This window comes from Streptomyces sp. NPDC101776, assembly GCF_044766845.1.
Taxonomy (GTDB): Bacteria; Actinomycetota; Actinomycetes; order Streptomycetales; family Streptomycetaceae; genus Streptomyces.
This window is the reverse complement of the sequence record NZ_JBIWMV010000019.1, coordinates 88,617-107,097: the sequence shown is the minus strand read 5'-3', so window position 1 is coordinate 107,097 and position 18,481 is coordinate 88,617. Positions and strand designations below refer to the sequence as shown.

At 70.3% G+C, this 18,481-nt stretch carries 14 protein-coding genes; 6 read left to right on the top strand and 8 right to left on the bottom strand.

All coding sequences use genetic code 11. From position 1 onward, the window contains the following. Positions 1-92 precede the first annotated feature (92 nt). From ACIRRY_RS40090 to ACIRRY_RS40080, 3 genes are read left to right on the top strand one after another with little or no spacing between them, the layout of a single operon-like run. Positions 93-2,435 carry a histidine kinase gene (locus ACIRRY_RS40090; protein ID WP_403983232.1) on the top strand — a complete coding sequence of 781 codons (2,343 nt, stop codon included), beginning with the start codon at positions 93-95 and terminating at the stop codon, positions 2,433-2,435. Beyond that, positions 2,432-3,139, top strand: coding sequence for a response regulator (locus ACIRRY_RS40085; protein WP_403983230.1), 708 nt, complete (start codon positions 2,432-2,434; stop codon positions 3,137-3,139). Before ACIRRY_RS40090 ends, ACIRRY_RS40085 begins: the two co-directional genes overlap by 4 nt. Positions 3,140-3,194: 55 nt before the next feature. After that, on the top strand, positions 3,195-3,527 hold the full coding sequence (locus ACIRRY_RS40080; RefSeq protein ID WP_403983228.1) for an SCO4225 family membrane protein: 333 nt from the start codon (positions 3,195-3,197) through the stop codon (positions 3,525-3,527). A 9-nt stretch (positions 3,528-3,536) separates the two neighbouring features. Here the strand turns inward: ACIRRY_RS40080 and ACIRRY_RS40075 are convergent, their stop codons facing one another. Beyond that, the gene (locus tag ACIRRY_RS40075; protein ID WP_403983225.1) at positions 3,537-3,926 is read right to left on the bottom strand and encodes a hypothetical protein; all 390 of its coding nucleotides are present in this window, start codon (positions 3,924-3,926) and stop codon (positions 3,537-3,539) included. Positions 3,927-4,177: 251 nt separating this feature from the next. On the opposite strand from ACIRRY_RS40075, the gene ACIRRY_RS40070 reads away from it, so the two are divergent. Beyond that, positions 4,178-6,652 (top strand): NB-ARC domain-containing protein, encoded by a 2,475-nt coding sequence (locus tag ACIRRY_RS40070; protein WP_403983223.1) that lies wholly within the window; start codon positions 4,178-4,180, stop codon positions 6,650-6,652. Further along, entirely contained in the window at positions 6,550-7,014 is a 465-nt protein-coding gene (locus tag ACIRRY_RS40065; RefSeq protein ID WP_403983409.1) for a tetratricopeptide repeat protein, read from the top strand. Before ACIRRY_RS40070 ends, ACIRRY_RS40065 begins: the two co-directional genes overlap by 103 nt. Here the strand turns inward: ACIRRY_RS40065 and ACIRRY_RS40060 are convergent. Continuing rightward, the gene (locus ACIRRY_RS40060) at positions 6,956-7,267 is read right to left on the bottom strand and encodes a hypothetical protein (RefSeq protein ID WP_403983221.1); all 312 of its coding nucleotides are present in this window, start codon (positions 7,265-7,267) and stop codon (positions 6,956-6,958) included. The genes ACIRRY_RS40065 and ACIRRY_RS40060 overlap by 59 nt on opposite strands. Before the next feature lie 303 nt (positions 7,268-7,570). On the opposite strand from ACIRRY_RS40060, the gene ACIRRY_RS40055 reads away from it, so the two are divergent. Continuing rightward, the gene (locus ACIRRY_RS40055) at positions 7,571-7,909 is read left to right on the top strand and encodes a DUF4333 domain-containing protein (protein WP_403983218.1); all 339 of its coding nucleotides are present in this window, start codon (positions 7,571-7,573) and stop codon (positions 7,907-7,909) included. A gap of 36 nt (positions 7,910-7,945) precedes the next feature. Here the strand turns inward: ACIRRY_RS40055 and ACIRRY_RS40050 are convergent, their stop codons facing one another. From ACIRRY_RS40050 to ACIRRY_RS40025, 6 genes are all read right to left on the bottom strand, one after another. Then, on the bottom strand, positions 7,946-8,659 hold the full coding sequence (locus ACIRRY_RS40050) for a response regulator (protein ID WP_403983216.1): 714 nt from the start codon (positions 8,657-8,659) through the stop codon (positions 7,946-7,948). Next, complete coding sequence (locus ACIRRY_RS40045; RefSeq protein ID WP_403983214.1) at positions 8,656-9,933, bottom strand: sensor histidine kinase; 1,278 nt, start codon at positions 9,931-9,933, stop codon at positions 8,656-8,658. Before ACIRRY_RS40045 ends, ACIRRY_RS40050 begins: the two co-directional genes overlap by 4 nt. A gap of 62 nt (positions 9,934-9,995) precedes the next feature. Then, the gene (locus ACIRRY_RS40040; RefSeq protein ID WP_403983212.1) at positions 9,996-10,712 is read right to left on the bottom strand and encodes an SDR family oxidoreductase; all 717 of its coding nucleotides are present in this window, start codon (positions 10,710-10,712) and stop codon (positions 9,996-9,998) included. Positions 10,713-10,877: 165 nt separating this feature from the next. Then, positions 10,878-11,531 carry a hypothetical protein gene (locus tag ACIRRY_RS40035; RefSeq protein WP_403983210.1) on the bottom strand — a complete coding sequence of 218 codons (654 nt, stop codon included), beginning with the start codon at positions 11,529-11,531 and terminating at the stop codon, positions 10,878-10,880. A gap of 986 nt (positions 11,532-12,517) precedes the next feature. Continuing rightward, on the bottom strand, positions 12,518-14,194 hold the full coding sequence (locus ACIRRY_RS40030; RefSeq protein WP_403983207.1) for a hypothetical protein: 1,677 nt from the start codon (positions 14,192-14,194) through the stop codon (positions 12,518-12,520). Positions 14,195-14,380: 186 nt separating this feature from the next. Next, on the bottom strand, positions 14,381-18,286 hold the full coding sequence (locus tag ACIRRY_RS40025) for a LamG domain-containing protein (protein ID WP_403983204.1): 3,906 nt from the start codon (positions 18,284-18,286) through the stop codon (positions 14,381-14,383). Between the last annotated feature and the right edge of the window lie 195 nt (positions 18,287-18,481).

Sequence of the window (18,481 nt, the reverse complement as noted above, 5' to 3'; positions counted from 1 at the left end):
CCGCGTCGAACCAGAGATAGAGAAGCGCGGGACCGCAATCCCCCTTCAGCCTGAGCCGGGCCGTTCACCCGCGCCCCTAGCCTTTGAGGGTCATGAGACGAACCGACGACCGGCTGCTCCCGGTCCTGCTGATCTGTGCCCAGGCCCTGGTGTGGCCGGGGGCTCCGCTGCTGCGCGGCACCGTGCCGACCGCGGCCGACCTGCTGGTGGCCGCGCTGGTCGCCGGACCGGTGACGGCCGCGCTCGCGTTGCGCCGCAGCCGCCCGGTGATCACGCTGATCGTGGTCGCCGCCGCCTGCGCGGTGGGCGCGGGACCGCTGCCCACCGGCGCGATGGCGGTCCTCGGCACCGCGGGCGTCGCGCTCGCCCTGTTCACGGTGGCGACCGAGCGCGACACCTTCACCACGGTCCTGTCCGTGGTCGCGCTCGCCCTCTGGCAGTTGCTCCAGAACATCACCCTGAACGGCCTCAGCGACAACAACGGCCTCGACCTCGTCCTGACCGCCCTCCTCTATGTCACCGCGTGCGGAGCGGGCTTGTTCGTACGCTGGTCCGCCCGCGCCCGCCAGACGGCGGAACTCCGCCTGAACCGGGCCGAGTCCGAGCGCCACCGCCTCCCGGCGGCCGAACGGCGCCGGATGGAACGGGAGTTGCACGACGTCAGCGCCCACCACCTCACCGCCGTGGTCGTCACCGCCGGCGCCGCGCTCGGCCTGCGCGAACGCCGTCCCGAACTCGCCGCCGAGGCACTGGAGTTCGCCACCGAGACCGGCCGCGAGGTCACCCGAGCACTCGGCGCGGTCCGCGCACCGGCCCCCTCACGCGAGGAACTCCCCTCCCCCGAGGAACGGTTGCGGTCCCTGGTCGCCGGCTTCCGCCGCCTGAACCAACCGGTCGACCTCGAACTCGACCCCCTCCCGGACGGCGCCGTCGCGGACGCGGCCTACGGCATCGTCCGCGAGGCCCTGACCAACGTGGCCCGCCACGCACCGGGCGCCCACACGACGGTGATCTGCCGCTACGGCGACACCCGCACCGACATCGTCGTCACCAGCGCGGCACCCCCGTCCGGTACACCGGCCCATGGCGCGGGCCTCGGCGGCGGCCGCGGCCAGGGCTTCCTCCGCTCCCGGGCCCGCGAAACGGGCGGCACACTGACCACCGGCCCGACGGCGGAAGGCGGTTGGGAGGTCCGAGCGGTCCTGCCGGGCCGTACGGCGACCCCGGCGGAACCCGTCGTCCCGCGGAACTATCGCGTCGCCCAGGTCATCGCCGCGATCGGCCTGTGCGTCCAGCCACTGCTACCGGTCCTGATCATCCGAACGGAGACGACATCGAGCGGTTCGCATGTGTCGGCGGGGGTGCTGTTCGCTCTGCTGGCGGCTGCCCAGGCGGTGGCGCTGTTGTGGCTGGGCAGAGCGCGTGTCATCGCGCAGGGCGCACTGCTGGTTCTGGCTCTGCTGTGGCCAGTGGCGATGCAGGTCGGCAACTACACAGGCCCGGTACTGCTGCCACCGACACTGAGCATGATCGCGACGAGCGTGGCGCTAGCGGCTTTCAAGGGGCGCGAGGAACTGCGCGACCAGCCCCCACGGACCTGCGCATACCGACTGCCTCAGGCTCCCACCCCTGTCTTTTCCATCGCAGCCACAGCCGCACACACCACCGCCCTGACGACCGCCGTCCTGCACCGAGGCACAACCATCCCCACCTGGGCGGTAATCCTCCTCGCAACAGCAGGCGTATCCCTGGTGATCGCCACCGCACACTGGATCGGCTCCCTGCGCGCGCAGCGCAACAAGACAGCTCAGGACGCCCAAACCCAACGCCTCGCCACCTGGACCGAGGACGCCGTAAGAGACGCCTGGGCGGAGCGCCGTCGCATCGCAGCCGGTCTGGAGACAACCGTGCTGGCCCGAACCGCCGACATGATCACAGCGGCCCGGGCAGGCAGACTGGACGAAACAGCGACCCGCGCCCGCGAGGCCCTCGCCGCGATGCGCGCCCTCCTGGACGAAGTCCGCGTCCACGACGACGGGACGACCACCCCCGCCCTACGCCCCCAACCCACCGTCCAGGCTCTCGACCTGCTCGCCCACCAGGCGCGCGCGACCGGCCGCGACGTGGAGATACGCCTCACCGACCGCGTCCCGGACCGGCTCCCCACCGAGGTGGACCTGGCCGCCTACCACGTCGCCGAGACCCTCCTCGCGACCGGCGACGACGACCCCGCCGTGCTCGAACTCGACGTGGACGACAGTACGTTGACGATCACGGCCACCGGCGTGCCCCGCGCCGCCGACCCCGCCGTACGGGACCGTCTGACGGCACGGATCGCGCCGCTGGGCGGCACCCTGACGGCCGGCCGCCCGCCGGGCACGGTCCAACTCCGGCTGCCGCTCGCGGCGTCGGACGACGAGGAGAGAGAACGATGAGCCTCAGGGTGCTGGTCGTCGACGACCAGGGCATCGTCCGGGCGGGCTTCGCCGCCGTGATCGACGCCGAGGACGACATGACGGTCGTGGGCGAGGCCGCCGACGGCGCCACCGCGGTGGTCCTCGCCGCCGAACTCGCCCCCGACGTGGTCGTGATGGACGTACGGATGCCCGAGCTGGACGGTATCGCCGCCACCCGGATCATCACCGCCCGGGAGAACGCGCCCCGGGTGCTCGTGCTGACCACCTTCGACCTCGACGCGTACGTCTTCGACGCGCTGCGCGCGGGAGCCTCCGGTTTCCTCCTCAAGGACGTGCACGCCTCCGAACTCCTGGACGGCATCCGGGTGGTGGCGAGCGGCGAGAGCGTGCTCGCCCCGTCCGCGACCCGTCGGCTGATCGGCCACTACGCGTCGGGAGCGGGCACGGGATTCCGTTCCTCCGACCCCGACTCCGGTGCGGGGAAGGGCCCGCGCGAGCTGGAGAGTCTCACCGGCAGCCAGCGCAACGTCCTCGCGCTGCTCGCCTCCGGCCTCAACAACGCGGAGATCGCGGCGGAGTTGGACATCACCGTCGGCACCGTGAAGTCCCATGTCAACGCCCTGCTGCGCAAACTCGGCCTGCGCGACCGGGTCCAGGCCACGATCCTCGCCTACGACCTCGGCATCACCCGCCCGAACCCACCGGGCGCGGACCACCTCTGACGGACCCTCAGCAACCTCAACGCCCTTTCACCCACGCGCACTCAGGAGTACACCCATGCCCGGAACCGATGCCCACGCCGGCCGTTCGCCCCTCCACCGGCTCGGCCGGAACCTCCGCAACCCCTTCGCGCTCGGCTACCTCGGGATCTGCGTGGCCACCGTCGTCTGGACCGTCGTCGTGACCGTCATGGACGACTCGGGCGAGTCCATGGCGGGCGTCGTCCCTGTCCTGGCCACCGCCCCGGCCAGTCTCGTGCTCCTCGTACTCCCGGACGCCAGGGCCATGTTCGTAGTCGCCGTCGTCCTCGGCGCGCTGGTCAACGCCTCGATCATCGGCTGGTGCGCCCATGCGCTGAGCCGCGGCGGGCGTCCGGATCCGACCCGCTGAACGCTCGGGTCAGGGACCGCCATAGCCGATCGAGTGGTCGTCGGGGTCCTCGGTCGCGTAGAAGGAGGGCCCGAGGCGAGCCGCGACAGCGTCGCCCGCGATGTGCGTACTGGTGACCGTACCGTCGTCGTTCGAGGTCAGCTCCGCGTAGTAGCCGAGGGCCATCCAGTCCATCGGGCGGTGGAAGAAGAACTCGGCGGTGTCGTCCGGGTATTCGGCGCGGAGCAGGGGGAGCACCGTCTCCAGGTCGTACTCGGCGCTGCTGCCGCTGATCGCCACGATCACCTGGTCCGGCGCCGTCCGCCACACCCGCACATGCGCGTAGCCGCGCCGGCCCTGGGCGGACTGCCAGGGATGCTCGTCGCGGATCAGTTCGGGATGGACGTCCTCAACTCCCATACGGGGACCTCTCTTTCGGATCCTTCGGCTTCTTCGGCTTCTTCGACTTCTTCGGCCACTCGGTCGCGTACGACCACGGTAGGGACGGCACGCCGGGCCGAGTCCGCAGCTCGCAACGCCCCGTGCCGTACGGCCAGTTCAGCGGGTGTGGGCCGGGTGGAGACCCGTTCCCGTTGCGGGCCGGACCGGGGAGGTGTCGCCGAACTAGACTCCCCTCGCAGACAGGCAGGTCGGTCCGGGGGGAGACGCGGGTGGGCGGGCGCGAGACCGACGACGATCCCAGACTGGCGTTCGCGGCGGCCCTGACCCGGCTGCGCCGACGGCTGCCGGACGTGTCGGACGAGACCCTGGCGCAGCGGGCCGGCGCGGTGACCCTGCCGTCCGGGCGGCGGGTCGAGGTGAACGCGCGCAGGCTCGGCGAGTGGCTCAGCGGACAGTCCGTGCCGCGCCGGTTCGAAGCGGTGATGGCCTTGGTGCGGACCGTGGAGAAGGCGGCGGGCGGACTGCCGGGCAGCGGGCCGGGCGGGCAGCTCGGTGTGGCGCAGTGGCAGGGGTTGTGGCGGGCGGCCCGGGAGTACCGGAGTGTCCCGGCCGGTCCGGGACAGCGGGTGCCGGTGGAGGCCCGGGCGCGGATCGTGGTCGGCCGGCCCCCGGGGGACGCCGCCGCGCTGCGCACCCGCGAGGAGCTGGCCGGGAGCATCGACGGGGCTCTGCTGGATCCTTCCGTACGGCAGGTGTTGCTCACGGGGGCGGGCGGGGTCGGGAAGTCGCAGTTGGCCTCGGCGGCGTTCCACCGCGCGGAGCGGCGGGCCGAGGTGCTGCTCTGGGTGTCCGCGGGCGACCGGGTGTCGGTGCTGGGCGGTTACGCCCGTGCGTGGCGGGCGCTGTCGGGGGCGAGCGGGACGGGCGCCGCGCATGCCTCCGGCGGGGACGACGAGACCCAGGCCGAGCTGTTCCTCGCCTGGCTGCGGTCGACCGCCGTTCCCTGGCTGGTGGTTCTCGACGACATCGACGACCCCGCCGAGCTGGCCGGGCTACGGCCCACCGGTGACGCCGGCCGGACCGTCCTGGTCACCCGCCGAAGAGACGCGGCACTGCTGCGGCCCGGGGTGCGGGTGATACCCGTGGGGGTGTTCACGCCGGACGAGTCCACGGCGTACCTGACCGCCCGACTCCGGCTCGACCCGGATGATCTCGGTGATCCGGGCTCGGCCGCACACCGCCACGACGATCTCGCGACCCTCGCCGCGCTGTTGGGCCACTTCCCGCTCGCGCTCTCCCAGGCCGCCGCCTTCCTCATCGACACCGGCATGGACCTGCCCACGTATCTGACCCTGCTGGCCGACCGGCGGGAGAGCGTCGCCGGTCTCCTCCCGTCCTCCTCCCCCGCTGACGAACACGGCGCCACGGTGACGGACACCCTCCAACTCGCCCTGGGCCGGGCGGAGTCACTCGCGCCGCCCGGCACGGCCCGCGCGATGCTCGAACTGATCTCGGTGTTCGCGCCGGACGGCATCCCCGACGCGGTCCTGCTCGGCTCGGCGGCACGCGCATGGCTCGGCAGCGGCGCCGCCCCGGACGCCGTACCGGAACGGGCCACCCTCCTGGCCCTCCGGGCACTGCACCGTCTGAGCCTGGTGACCCACCACGTCCCCGCCCCCGCCGACGGCGCCCTGCCCGTCGTAGAGGTGCACGCCCTGGTCCAGCGGGCGATCCGCGACGGCATACCGCCCGACCACCACGAACGTCTCGCCACGGCCGCGGCCGACGCCCTGGAGGAGACCTGGTCCACACCGGACTGCGCCCCGGAGACGGAGAGCGCCCTGTACCGCAGCGCGGAGACCCTCCTGACCCATGCGGACGGCCACCTGTGGCAGAGCGACTCGTCGCATCACCGCGTCGAGCCACAACACCCCCTTGGACTACGGCCGTTGCCCGATGGGCACCTCCCGCCCACTCCCGGTCTGCACCCCCTGCTCCGCCGCTTCGGGCCGTATCTGACCGCCCTGGGGAGGCCTGGCGCGGCGCGGGACATGGCCGGGGCGCTGGTCGATGTGGCCCGGCAGCGGCTGGGCGACGCCCACCGAGACGTATTGACGCTGCGGGCCCAGGTGGCACAGGCCGGGGGTGAGCTCGGGGATGCGGCGGCGGCCCTTCGGGCGCTCGGGGAGATACGGCGGGCGGCGGAGGAGAGGCTCGGCCGGGTCGATCCGGACACCTTGGCCATCCGGCTGCACGAGGCGCGGTTTCGGATGGAGTCGGGGCTCATCGACGCCGCGCTCGCCGACTTCGTCGTCCTGGCCGCCGAGGCGCGGGCGGCGCTCGGCGCGGGCGACCCGGTCGTGGCGCTCGCCGACGATCACGTCGCGCTGTGCCGGGGGCTGTCCGGGGACGCCCGCGGCGCGCGCGAGGGATATGCCGTGCTCGTCGGGGAGTTGGAGCGGGACCTCGGGTCCCGGCACCCGACCACGTTGAAGGCGCTCACCGACCTCAGCCGGTGGATCGGCGAGACCGGTGACGTGGAGCTGGCCGTGACCACGTACCGGCAGGCCGTGGAGGGGCTGGTCGCGGTGCTCGGGCGGCTGCATCCCGACACCCTCGTCGCCCGGCACAACCTCGCCTACTGGCACGGAACGCCGGCCAACTCGACGAGGCGATCGAGCAGTTCGTCACCGCGGCCGACGACGCCGAACGCGCGCTCGGCGCCGAGCACCCCACCACCCTGACCTACCGGGTCAACCTGGCGTTCTGGCGCGGCGTCGCCGGGGACACCGCCGCCGCGCTCTCCCAACTGGAGGAATTCCAACGGACCTTGGAACGGGTGCTGGGCGCGGACCACCCCCGCACCCTGCGCGCCCGCCAGCAGCGGGCCGAACTCCTGCACCGCCACGGCGATCCCACCACCGCCGCCGCCCAACTCACCGTCCTGCTGGCCGACATGGTCCGCGTCCAGGGCACCAACCATCCCCGCACCCAGGAGGCCGAGCACCTGCTGGAGCGCTGGTCCCGGGCGGGAGCTCCGCCGGACCTCAGCGCGACGGAGCCGGCGTCACCGGACGCGGACCGCGCCCCCGGCGACCGTTCCTGACCATCACACCACCCACCACGGCCACCACCGTCCCGCCGATCGCCACCTGGATGTTGAGCCGCTCGCGGTCCTGGACATCCGCCAGGTCCGCCCGCGCCCGCGCCTCGTCCTCCCCCGAGAGCCCAAGGTCGTAGACCCGGTGTTCGGCGAGCCGCCGGTCGTCCTTGTCCGCGTACGTCAGCAGACTCAGCAGGGCGAACGCGACGCCCACCACGATCATGAGTACGCCCACCACAGACCTGGTCCCGCGCATGATGCCTCCCCGATGCCGCCGACGTTCCCGAGGCTCCCGAACGTAGAGCCGCAGCCCGGTCACCGCCCCGCCCGCACCCGCATCGCCCCAGCTCAGCAGCGACATCACGCGTCCCCGCTCCGGCCCGGTACGGGAGCCGTAGGGTCGGCCCATGACGCGAACGCCGAACGGCCCTCGTCCTTACGGCCGAGGCGGGCGCCCTCAACCGGCCGTTGTGCCGAGGCGGCGGGCGCCCGCGCGGCGGCAGGCTCTGAGGACAGCAGCCGGTGGGTACCGGCCGCACCGCGAATCGAGGAGCTCCGTATGAAGCGCATCGTCATCGCCCTGGCCGCGGCCGCCGTCCTGGCCGCCGGCGTCGTGGTCGCCTGGAGCGTGTTCGACAACTCGTCGGTCGCCACCGCGAGCGGAGCCGATCACACGGTGCCGCGCTCGGAGGTCGAGAAGCAGGCCAAGGAGAACTACGCCATTCCCTTCTTCCAGGACGGCCCGCAGTCCGTGAGCTGCCCCGGCGGGCTGCGCGCGAAGATGGACTACACCGTGGAGTGCACCGCCGTCTTCAAGGGCCGGACCAAGAAGATGCTGATCTCCGTCACCGGGGTGCACGGCGACCGGGTGAGCTTCGACTACGGCCTGACGAAGTAGGCGATACGACGAGGCGGGCCAGGGCGACGGCGGCGGTCAGCGGTCGCCCACCACGCCGCACCGCCACGCCCACGCGGCGATCTCCACCCGGTTCCGCAGCTTCAACTTGCCCTGGACGCTGGCCATATGCGTCTTGACGGTGGAGAGCGACACGAACAGCTCGGCGCTGATCTCCTGGTTGGTCCGGCCTTCGGCGACCAGCCGGACCACGTCAAGTTCTCGTCCGGTCAGTGGACTTGAGGACTCGGCAGCCCGCCGGGCGGCGTCCGCCGCGGGCCGCTGCTCGCCGATCCGCTCCAGCAGCCGTACCGTCACGGCGGGCGACACCAGCGCGTCACCGCGCGAGGCCGCGCGTACGGCCTCCACCAGCAGCCCGGGGCCCGCGTCCTTCAGCAGGAACCCGCAGGCGCCGCCGTGCAACGCGCCGTAGACGTAGTCGTCCTGGTCGAAAGTCGTCACGACCACCACCCGCAGCGGGTCCACGGCCTTCGGCCCCGCGAGCAGCCGGGTCACCTCCAGGCCGTCGAGTCTCGGCATCCGGATGTCGACGAGACACACGTCCGGCCGCAGCTTCCTGGCCAGCTCCACGCACTCCGCGCCGTCCGCCGCCTCGCCCACCACCTCGATATCGGGCTGGAGTTGGAGGATCAGCCGGAATCCGGTGCGCACCATGTCCTGGTCGTCGGCGATCAGGACCCGGATGCGTTTCCCCGAACCACTCACGCCGGCACCGGCATTGGCCTCGGTCATGCGGGCGATCCTGTCACAGCCCCGCGCGACGAGGACTCCGCCGTCGCCCCGCGCAACGGGAACTCCGCCGTAAGCCGCCATCCCCCGTCCTCCGCCCGGCTCGCGTGCAGGGTGCCCCCGACGGCCTCGGTGCGTTCGGTCAGCCCGACGAGTCCCAACCCGCCCCGCCCGCCGAGGGGTTCGGCGTGCGGCGCGGTCCGCCGCGAGGGCGGCGCGTTGTGCACCTCGACGCGCAGCCGCCGGGCATCGCCGTCCCCCTCGCCCGACAGGCCGACCCGCACGGACACGGACGGCGATCCCGGCGCGTGCCGGCGTACGTTCGTCAGTCCCTCCCGCACCACGTTCCGCACCGACGTCTCCACCTCGGGATCGGGCCGCGCCTGCCGCACCTCGGCCGCGACCTTGAGGGTGGCGGGGGCGTCGCGTTCGGCGAACGCAGCGACCAGTTCGCCCAGTTCGGCGAAGAGATCCCCGGGCCGTACCGCCCGTGCGTCGTCCTCGCGCAGCACCCGCACCAACTTCCGCATGGACTGGAGGGTTTCGGACCCGGCCCGCTCGATGTGCCCGAGCAGCACGTCCACCTGCTCCGGCGCGCTCTCCCGGATCGCCCGCGCGGCCTGTGCCTGGACGACGATGCCGGTGACGTGGTGGGCGACGAAGTCGTGGAGTTCCCGGGCGAGTTCGAGCCGCTCGCTCTGCCGGACCCCGGCGACGGCGCGCCTTCTGCGGTCGTCGAGGCTGCGCAGATAGCAGCCGAGCCCGACGGCACCGCCCGTGGGGAAGGTCAGCAGGAAGGCGAAGACGACACCGCTCCCGTCCAACCGCATCGGCGCCGCGAGCACGGCGATACCGAGCGCCGCGCCGAGCGCGGCGGCCAGTCCCGGCGACGGCACGTCCTGCGCCGTACGCACCAGCAGAAGCAGCAGACAGAGCGTCTCCAGCAGGCCCCAGCCGGCGAAGGTCGGCGTCACGGACCCGAGCAGCCCCAGCGTGACCGCCCAGGAGACGGCCGCGGCCACCCCCGCGCCCCAGGTCGACGCGGGCGGCCTGCCGGGCGACAGCAGTACGGCACCGGCGACGACACCGGGCAGCACCCGCCACCACACGCCGTTCCCCTCGAGCCCGGCGGCGCCGACGACAGCGGCCACGTCGAGCACCCACAGCAGCGCCATGACCACCGCCAGCGCGGTGAGGGCGGTACGGCGGGACAGTCGGGAGAGGGGCGTCTGATCGTCCGGGTTCCGACGGTTGTTCCGATCGTGTACGTCTCGCACAACTCGCAGCGTAGGGGCGGGCGTTGCCATGCGACCCCGGAACTCGTGAGTCGGACGGCCCGTCAGGCGCCGAGGCTCAGGCCGCCGTCGACGTGGATCTCCGCTCCCGTGACGTAACGGGAGCGGTCGTCGGCGAGCCAGAGGACGGCGTCGGCGATCTCCTCCGGTTCCGCCGGGCGCTTGAGGAGGGTCCGGTCCAGGGGTTGTCGGCGCATCTCCTCGGGCATGTCCTCCATCATCTCGGTGCGGACCAGGCCCGGCGTCACGAGGTTCGCGGTGATGCCGTAGGCGGCGTACTCCCTGGCGATGCTGCGGGCGAGGCCGACCAGACCGGCCTTGGACGCGGAGTAGTTGGCGGCACCGCGCCGGCCGCCCGTGCCGAGCACCGAGGAGATGAAGACCATCCGGCCGTTCCGGAGCCTGACCATGCCGCGGCTCGCGCGCCTGGCGACGCGGTAGGCCCCGGTGAGGTTCGTGTCCAGGACCCGGCCGAACCGGTCCTCCGCCAGGGCGGCCGGCGGCGCGGAGTCGGTGATCCCGGCGTTGGAGACGAGGATCTCCACCGGCCCGTGGGCCGACTCCGCGGCGGCGAACGCGGCGTCGACCTGCTCCGTGCTCGTGACGTCACACGGCGGGTCGAGGGCGCCCGGCGGTCCGTCGCCGCCCCCGCCCCCGCCCCGGTGCGCTACGGCGACGCGGTCGCCCTCCTTGAGGAAGGCCTCCGTGATGGCGCGGCCGATACCGCGGTTGCCACCGGTGATCAGGACGGAACGGTTCATGTGAGGCGCCTTTCGCGGGTCGCTGCTTCGCGGGTCGCTGCTTGGCGGGTCACCAGTGGAAGGCGATCTTGCCGACGACCTCGCCGTCCAGAAGCCGTTCGAAGCCCTTGCGGGCGTCGGCGAAGGGGAGTTCGTCGGCGATGTCGGGACGCAGACCGTGCCGGGTCATGAGGGCCAGGAGGCGGCGGAGTTCGTCGAGGGTGCCGGAGGTGGAGCCGACGATCCTGAGAGCGCTTCGTTCCAGAAGATCCGGTTCAGGTGGGCGATCGGGTCGGCGCCCGAGATGGCGCCGGTGACGACGATCGTGCCGCCGGGGCGGGCCGAGCGCAGGGAGTGGGACCAGGTGGCGCGTCCGACGCTCTCCATCACCGCGTCCACGGGCCCGGGCAGCGGCCTGCCGCTGGCGAACACGGCGTGCGGGGCGGGTTCGAGGATCTCCAGGGCGGCACCGGCGTCCGTGGGCTCCAGGGCGCGCACCCACGTCAACTCGGCCAGGAACTGCCCGGCGTCCGACTCCAGCGGCGAGACCTTCAGCAGGTATCCCGTGGCCTTGGCCAACAGACCTTCCGCGCCCGGCACTTCAGGCTCCCACTGCCGCAACGCCCGCCGCAGCCGCGTCATATGGGCGTGGACGGCGCGCAGCGGCTGGCGCGGGATGTCATCACCGTAGAGCGCGTCCGCGAGCCGGTCGGTGGAGACGACCACGGACTCCGCGGCGGGCAACTCCGTGATGAGCGTGGCCTGCAAGCCCCGCACATGGACGACGTCGCCGTCCGCCAGTTCCACTCCCAGCGCACCCAGCACGAGGAGTTTCACCATGCACCGGACACGAGGTGTTCGAGTAACTCGCCCACTGTCTGCTTATGCACCGACAACTCCACTCAATACTGGAGGAGGCTGCTGCCTGACAATCTAGCGGTGCAGGTTGTTCGGTACAACGAGAAGCCCATCAGAAGTCATGGACGTTAAAAAGCCATCCCAAAATCATTTCAATTTGCTGTGCAAAAGCGATGGCGGCCTCCATGGCCCGCTCCATCACCCTCCACAGGGCGATCCGCAGCAGCCTGAACTGTACAAACAGGCAACACATCACCCCCGCAGGAAAGCTCCGCACAGGCAATTCAAGACAAAGAAATGATCCCCGCACAAGTCGCGCCGAGGACCCAAAAAATAGGTCACCCAGGACCGAATGAACAGGTCTCGAGAAAACGGCCCCGACCCCGCCCACCGGAATCGACGACAAAGGCGGCGGCGCCGTCACTTCTGCCGCAGATGCCGATTTGTCCGCCGCTGCCGGCCGGGTGAGCGGGAGGTCGCCGGAGGTCGGACCCGCCGCTAAGTCAACGGACGCTCGCACCTCTCGAAGGACGCCATGCGCCGCGTGGGGGACATGTTCCGGCCCGCCCCGGAACAACCTGACCCGCCCCCGCCGCCGTATCCGGCAAAAGCAAAAGCCCCAGGTCACGGCGAGTGAGTCCTGAGGCTTCGGCAGAGCCGCCTTCGGGATTCGAACCCGAGACCTACGCATTACGAGACCATGAGCGACCGTGTTGTGCGGTGCCTGGTCGTGCTGCCCAGTGACGTTCTGCCTGATCAGAGGATGCGCCGCGGGTTGGCCTGTACCACCTCGTGATGCACCGTCCAAAGGCGTCCGGCCACCGGGCGGCCACCACGAGCGCTATGGCCACGAGCATCGCCGCCTCCACCTGCCCTCCACACCTGTTGTGGCAGACCTACAAGTCACGGAGGATGCGCGCTCCGGCGGGTGGCCCACGAACCCGGCAGCGAATGGCATCGGCGGCAGTTCACCGGACGTCGACGTAGTCGGTGACCTGGGCGCTTCTGAGGTAGTGGTCTCCGGTCTGGCGGCTGAGGGCGATGGCCCAGGTGCCGTCCTGTTTGGCGGTCTCCATGCCGATGAGGTGGCCGTGCCTGTCGGTGCCCAGTTCGGTGACGTAGCGGTATGTGGTGGAGCCACGGGGCTTGAAGTAGAGGGTGGGGGAACCGCCGTAGAACGGCTTCCAGGTGGTGCCGTTCTTGTACTGAAGGGTGCCGGCGAAACTGAACGCCTGGTTCTTGCGGACCGGGTTCGCTGAGGCATGGAAACCGGTGATGCGGGTGGCGTAGCGGTAGAGGTGGACAGGTTTGGTGGTGTTGGTTGCCAGGTCGGGATTGCCGTCGAAGCGGGCGCGCCAGTAGGCGTTGGTGTTCGTCGTGGTGAGGGTGCGGGCGAAGTCCTCCTCGAACAGGGGCTTGTTGTAGCGGATCTTGATGGGGATCGTGGCCGCGTTCTTCCAGCCGCTCTTGCCGTCCTTGGAGTACTGCAGGGTGACGGTGGGCTTGGCGGGCCAGTGGGCGCGTGCGTCTTCGTAGTAGACGTAGCCGGAGACCTTGAGGGACGAGGTGTCGGTGAGGTCCGCGCTCATGTCGAGGTGGGTGGCGTAGGCGACATGGAGGCTGAAGGGTTCGGTGGCAAGTTGCTGGAAGGGCATGTAGTCGGTGCCCGCTATGAGCTCGGCTGCCGGGGCGGCGTTGTAGGAGGAGACGTGCAGCGTGTAGGCGCCGTGGCTGTCGGTGGTGGTCTCGCCGACCTCGAAGGAGGGACGGTTGCTTGCGTCAAGCCCGGCGAGGGAGATCGTGGTGTTCGGCAGTGGCTGCCAGCCGGCGGTGGTCTGGATCTCGGCGCGGCCGGTGACGGTGCCGGTGGCGCCCTGCTTCAGGTTCAGGGCGTGCGTGCTCGCGCTGAAGCGGACGGGTGCCTGGGTGGTGTGCAGGGACTTCTTGGGGCTCAACAGGTCGATCGCGCCCGGGTAGTTGACGGAGGCCCCGGGAGCGGCCGTCAGGTCGATGGACGTCTGGACGGGGACGAAGGCGACGGTGAAGCGGCCGTCAGCCGTGGTGGTCGCGTTCACCCGCCCCCGCCCGGTCTCGATGTCGACGGGTACGCCGGCGGCGGGAGTTGGGGTGTCCGGGTGGCGGGGGTCCGTGGCGACGGCGGTGCCGCTGACGGTGACCTGCTGGTGGAGATAGTCCGGCACGGCGGGGGTGGCGGTCAGCTCGGGGATCCTGACCAGGGTCTGATACCGCAGCGTGTGCGGTGAGAGGGCGCCGGTGACGGTGGCGCCGGAGGCGTCCTCAAGGTCGACGGTGACCCGGTAGTCGCCGAGGTCGGCCAGATGGACCGGCGCCCGCCAGACCCCTGACGTCGCGTCCTGTCCGGTGTACTGGGTGAAGTCCTCGGTCGATCCGGCTTCCGGTCCGCCCGCCGGTGCGTCCAGCGGATAGAAGTGGGCCGTGATGTGCGTGAGAGGCCGGTCCGAGTGCGCGGTCACGAAGACCAGCCCCGGTTCGTACCAGCCGTCCGCGTCGGACAGGACGGGGCCGCCGGTGGTGTTGTCCGCGTGGGCCGGGGCGAGGCCCGCGAAGAGGGTGGCGGACAGGGCGGTCGCCGTGGCTGCCGCCAGGAAGGTACTGCGTCTCAAGATGGTTCCCCCAGAGAATCGGACGACTTCGAGCATGAGTATGAGGATCGAGAATTTTAGTGACGTGCTCTGACGGGGCGGTGCTTGGGGGCGCCGTCAGGGGCAGCTGCGCAAACTCACGGCCCCATCAGCGCGAGGCGCTCGCCCAGGAACTGCTTGGGCGAGCGCCTGAACGCCCTTAGTGGATCAGCCGAGTTGGCTGACAACAGCGTTGTCGCCCTTCGCGGCGGCGTCGGCGGGCGGCAGGGCCGTGTCGTAGATGTGGATGTCACTGACCTTGCCGACGGCGTACTCGCCGTAGGTGCCTTGGTAGAGGCGGCGACCGATCTGGACGGGACCGGCGGCGTTCCAGGAAGTGCCGCTGTAGGCCTTGGTGCCGGACTGGCGGCCGTTGACGTAGAGGGTGAGTTGGTTGGTGGAGGCGTCGTAGACGCCGACCAGGTGGGTCCATTGGCCGATGGTCGGGGTGCCTCCGTAGACGGCCGTGAAGGACGTACTGGTGGTGTCGTCGTTGTGGCGGCTGAAGGCCCAGGCCTGTTTGGCGGAGGAGTAGTACAGCTGGAGTCCGTTGGCGTTGCCCGCGCTGTCGGACTGCGAGACGAAGGTCGAATTGGCCGTGAGAGACGCGGGGTTGACCCACGCCGAGATGGTGAAACTCTTGGACGTGTCGACGGCCGGTCCGCTCGTGGCGGCGTATCCGGTGGTGCCCGTGAGGTTGAGGACCTTGCCGCGGGTGGTGTCGGTGGTCCAGGAAGAGGCGCCGCTCAGGGTGGCGCCGAGGGTACCGACGCTGTCCTTCGCGGTAGTGCCGGTGCCGTCGTCGAGAGTCCATCCATGGGTGGCGGTGTTGGTGACCGTGCCCAGGGAGACGGGGTCACCGAAGATGTACTGGGGCGGGGAGACGAGGACCTTGCTCCGGATGTACGGGTATTCCGTGAGCCCGCCGTGGATGTCCACGGCGTACAGGTCGGGGTTGCCGTCGGGTCCGCCGGTCGGGCTGTTCAGGTCACCCGGTGAGGCGACGACGGGGTAGGTGCTCGGTGACAGGGTCAGCGGCAGGTTGGCGTGTGTGGAGGCGTGCAGGAGTGCGGGCAGCCCGTTGGCGTCGACAGTGAGCGGGTAGCTGTAGAGCGCCCCGGTGGAGTTGTCCCGTGCCCACAGGGTGGGCGTGCCCTGGAACTTGCCGGGCGCGATCAGCGTGAGGCCTGACCAGTCGCCGTCACCGAGAAGGATCGGGTCGGCGAGGTGCTTGCCGTTGTCGGTCTGGTAGATCCACAGCTTGCCGTTCTCCACCGTGATGACGGCGGGGTGGCCCTGCTGATTTCCGTAGACGTCGCCGGGTGCGATGAGTTGGGTGATATTCCAGGGCGTGGTCGGGTCGTATCCGGCGCCCGCGCAGCGGCTGTCGGGAACGGTCGGCTGGCAGGGGTCCTTGGTCACGGGGTCGCCGGCACGCTTGCCGATGTAGCCGGGGAAACTGGACCACGGGTCGAGCTGGGCGGCACTGTCGTTCACCGGATCGAGGTCGTTCGGGACGACGTACAACTGGGACGTCTTGCGGTTGTAGGCAAAGAGGTCGTCGACGTCCGCGCCGTGCAGATTGCCCCGGTGGGCGACGAGGTAGTTGTTCCAGCTGGTTCCGTCGGGCGAGTCGGCCGGGGTGGAGACGAGTACCGGGCCGCTGATCGCGGGAGCAGTGCTGACCTGCCCGGTCTGGGCGGGGGTGGAGGTCTGGGCGGGATCGGTGTCGCCGGGGATCAGTTCGAGGTCGCCGCTCCTGGTGGTGGCGAGCAGGTCGGGAATGCCGTCACCGCTGATGTCACCCGGTGTGATTTCTGTGTCGGGGTTCCACGGCACAGTGAAGGTGTAGCCGGCTGGGGCCTGGGAGATGTTGCCGGCCCCGTCGACGGCCGCAACGTACAAGGTATGCACGCCCCATGTGGGCAATGCATTGATGGGGATCTTGCCGGTTGCGGTGCCCTGGCTGTCGGTGCTGATGAGCGGCGCTGGTGTGCCGGTGGTGGCGGTGGGTTGGCTGTCCATCTGCCACAGGAAGTGGTCGACGCCACTCGACAGGCATGCGTTGGGCGTGCAGCTGCTGTCGGAGGGAGCGCCGTCCGCCGCGGTGACGGTGAAGCTGGTAGGGCTGCCGGTGTAGATGCCGTGGGCTGTGGAGCCTGTACCGACGGCCGGGACGTCGGAGTTGTCCGCGATATTCGGAGTGTCCGGCGGGGTGAAGTCGGTCTTGAACCAGCAGTGGTCGCTGATGTCGGAGATCAGGCTCAGGGTGGAGTTGTTGTCCTGGGCGTAGACGTCCCAGCCGTATTCGTGGCCGTCCTTGAGCGTGAACCCGATCGGCATGGTGGCGTCCGAGCCGGATGAAAGGTAACCGCTGTCGGGGGTTGAGTCGCTGTAGGCGTTGCCGCTGGAGTCGAGGACGGTGCGGTCCCAGACGTGATAGTGCGCCTTCACGAGTTCGCCGGAGACGTTCGCTGTGACCTTGGAGTGCAGTTGGACGTTGCTTCCGGCGTCGGAGGAGGTGACTGCGCCGATCCAGCCATCGCCGCTCGTGACGCAGGAGCCGTCGGCTCCGTCGGCGGGTGGGGTGGTGGTGAGGCCGGTCGGGATGCCCGGGGGGATGTCGAACTTGACGGTCATAGTGAGTTTGCTGGACATCCGCAGGTAGTCGTCATTGCTGGACGAGATGCTCTCGTTGCCGTAGAGGGCGACGGTCCAGTAGTCGCCGCTGGAGCTGTGATAAGTCGCTATCCGCTGGGCCTGGTCGTGCACCTGGAACGACGCGGTGTGGTCGCTGCAACTGCTGCCGGAGTTGGACGCGCTGGGAATCGTGGTCTTGACGGGGTCGTAGCTGTCGTCGACGGGGAGGGGCTTGTTGTTCCAGTCGGTGCCGGAGTCGATCGATCCGGTGGTGTGCAAGGTGATCGGCTGGTTCTGTGAGCAGTCCCAGCTGGCCCCGTACGTGGAGCTCACCGTGATGAGCGCGTCGTAGACCTGCATGGAGGGATCGAGGCCGCTGGTGGGGATGGCGTAGTACGAGCGTTCCAGACCCGTGCCGCAGATGCCGCCCCAGCGCTGATAGCCCACGCCTTCGCCAACAGGCTGTGGCTTGTCGTACTGCGGGCTGTCCGAGCAGGTGGAGCTGGAGTAGACCTCGTCGTAGTGACCGGAGGTCTTGCTCACGGGGTTGCTGAACGGGTCGATGTACACCGGGTAGGTCGTGCCCGGGTCGTCGAGCACAGCCGTGTCCGGTGCCAGCGTGAGACCGCTGGAGGTGGTGCGCATCGGCACTGCGTCCACGTTGGCCCCCTCTCCAGGGCCGTCGACGGAAGACGTCGCGGGGGCGTCACCAGTCGCGAGGGAGACTGCCGCGGATGCGGTCTCCGTCAGCCCGTTCGGCGGAGTGCTGGAGTCCCACATCAGCGGGCGGGGGCTGACGTAGGCAACGGAGCCATCGGTGGCAGTGGCGTCCATGCCGCCCGAATCCGTGGCGGAGAGAGTCAGCCCCTGAGTGGAGGCGGCCTCGGTGAGCTGTTTGATGTGCGGGTCGGCGGCGGCTGCGGCGTCGTGGACGATCAGCACGTCGCTGAAGCCACCCTGGTCGGTGACCGACACGGACAGATCCACTCCGGGCAGCACCGACTTGTACACGGCCGTGTCGTCGCTGACGGTGGGCGTGGGCAGGGTGAAGGGCATGGTCAGAGCCATGCTGTGCCCGTCCTGGTTGGTGAGGGTGACCAGGGGCCCGCTGCCGCCACTGGAAAGGGTGACACCGTTCGGCGTGGCTTTGGGTGACAGCGTTCCGTCCGGATTCGCGCCGAGGGTGGCGTCGACCGGTGTCCAGACACCGCCCTTGAGGACCCGTACCGGCATGACGTTGGTGGTGGAGGTGAACATGCCGTCGGGGTTGGCGGTGACGGCGGAGGTTTCCGTCGTCACCGACTCGACGGGCACGTCCTGGCCACTGGCGACGGCCTCGGTCTGGGCGGCCAGCATCGGATCGCTCGGAGCCGGATCGTCGGCACGTGCCGAAACGGCGGGAACGGTGAGCAACAGGCCTGTCAGTGCGGGCATCAGCGCCAGTCGGCGTATCAGCTCTCTTCGCTTACCCGGCTTTCGGGCGTATCCGGACAACACGAAACAGCTCCCCCTCTATTTGCCAACACTTTGCATTCGTGATCTTCGTCACGTTTAAGGGTGTTGAGGATGCGACGGGCAATGCACGCGGTGTCTGGTTTGTCGCTAGGTGATGACGTTCGCCCCTTCATG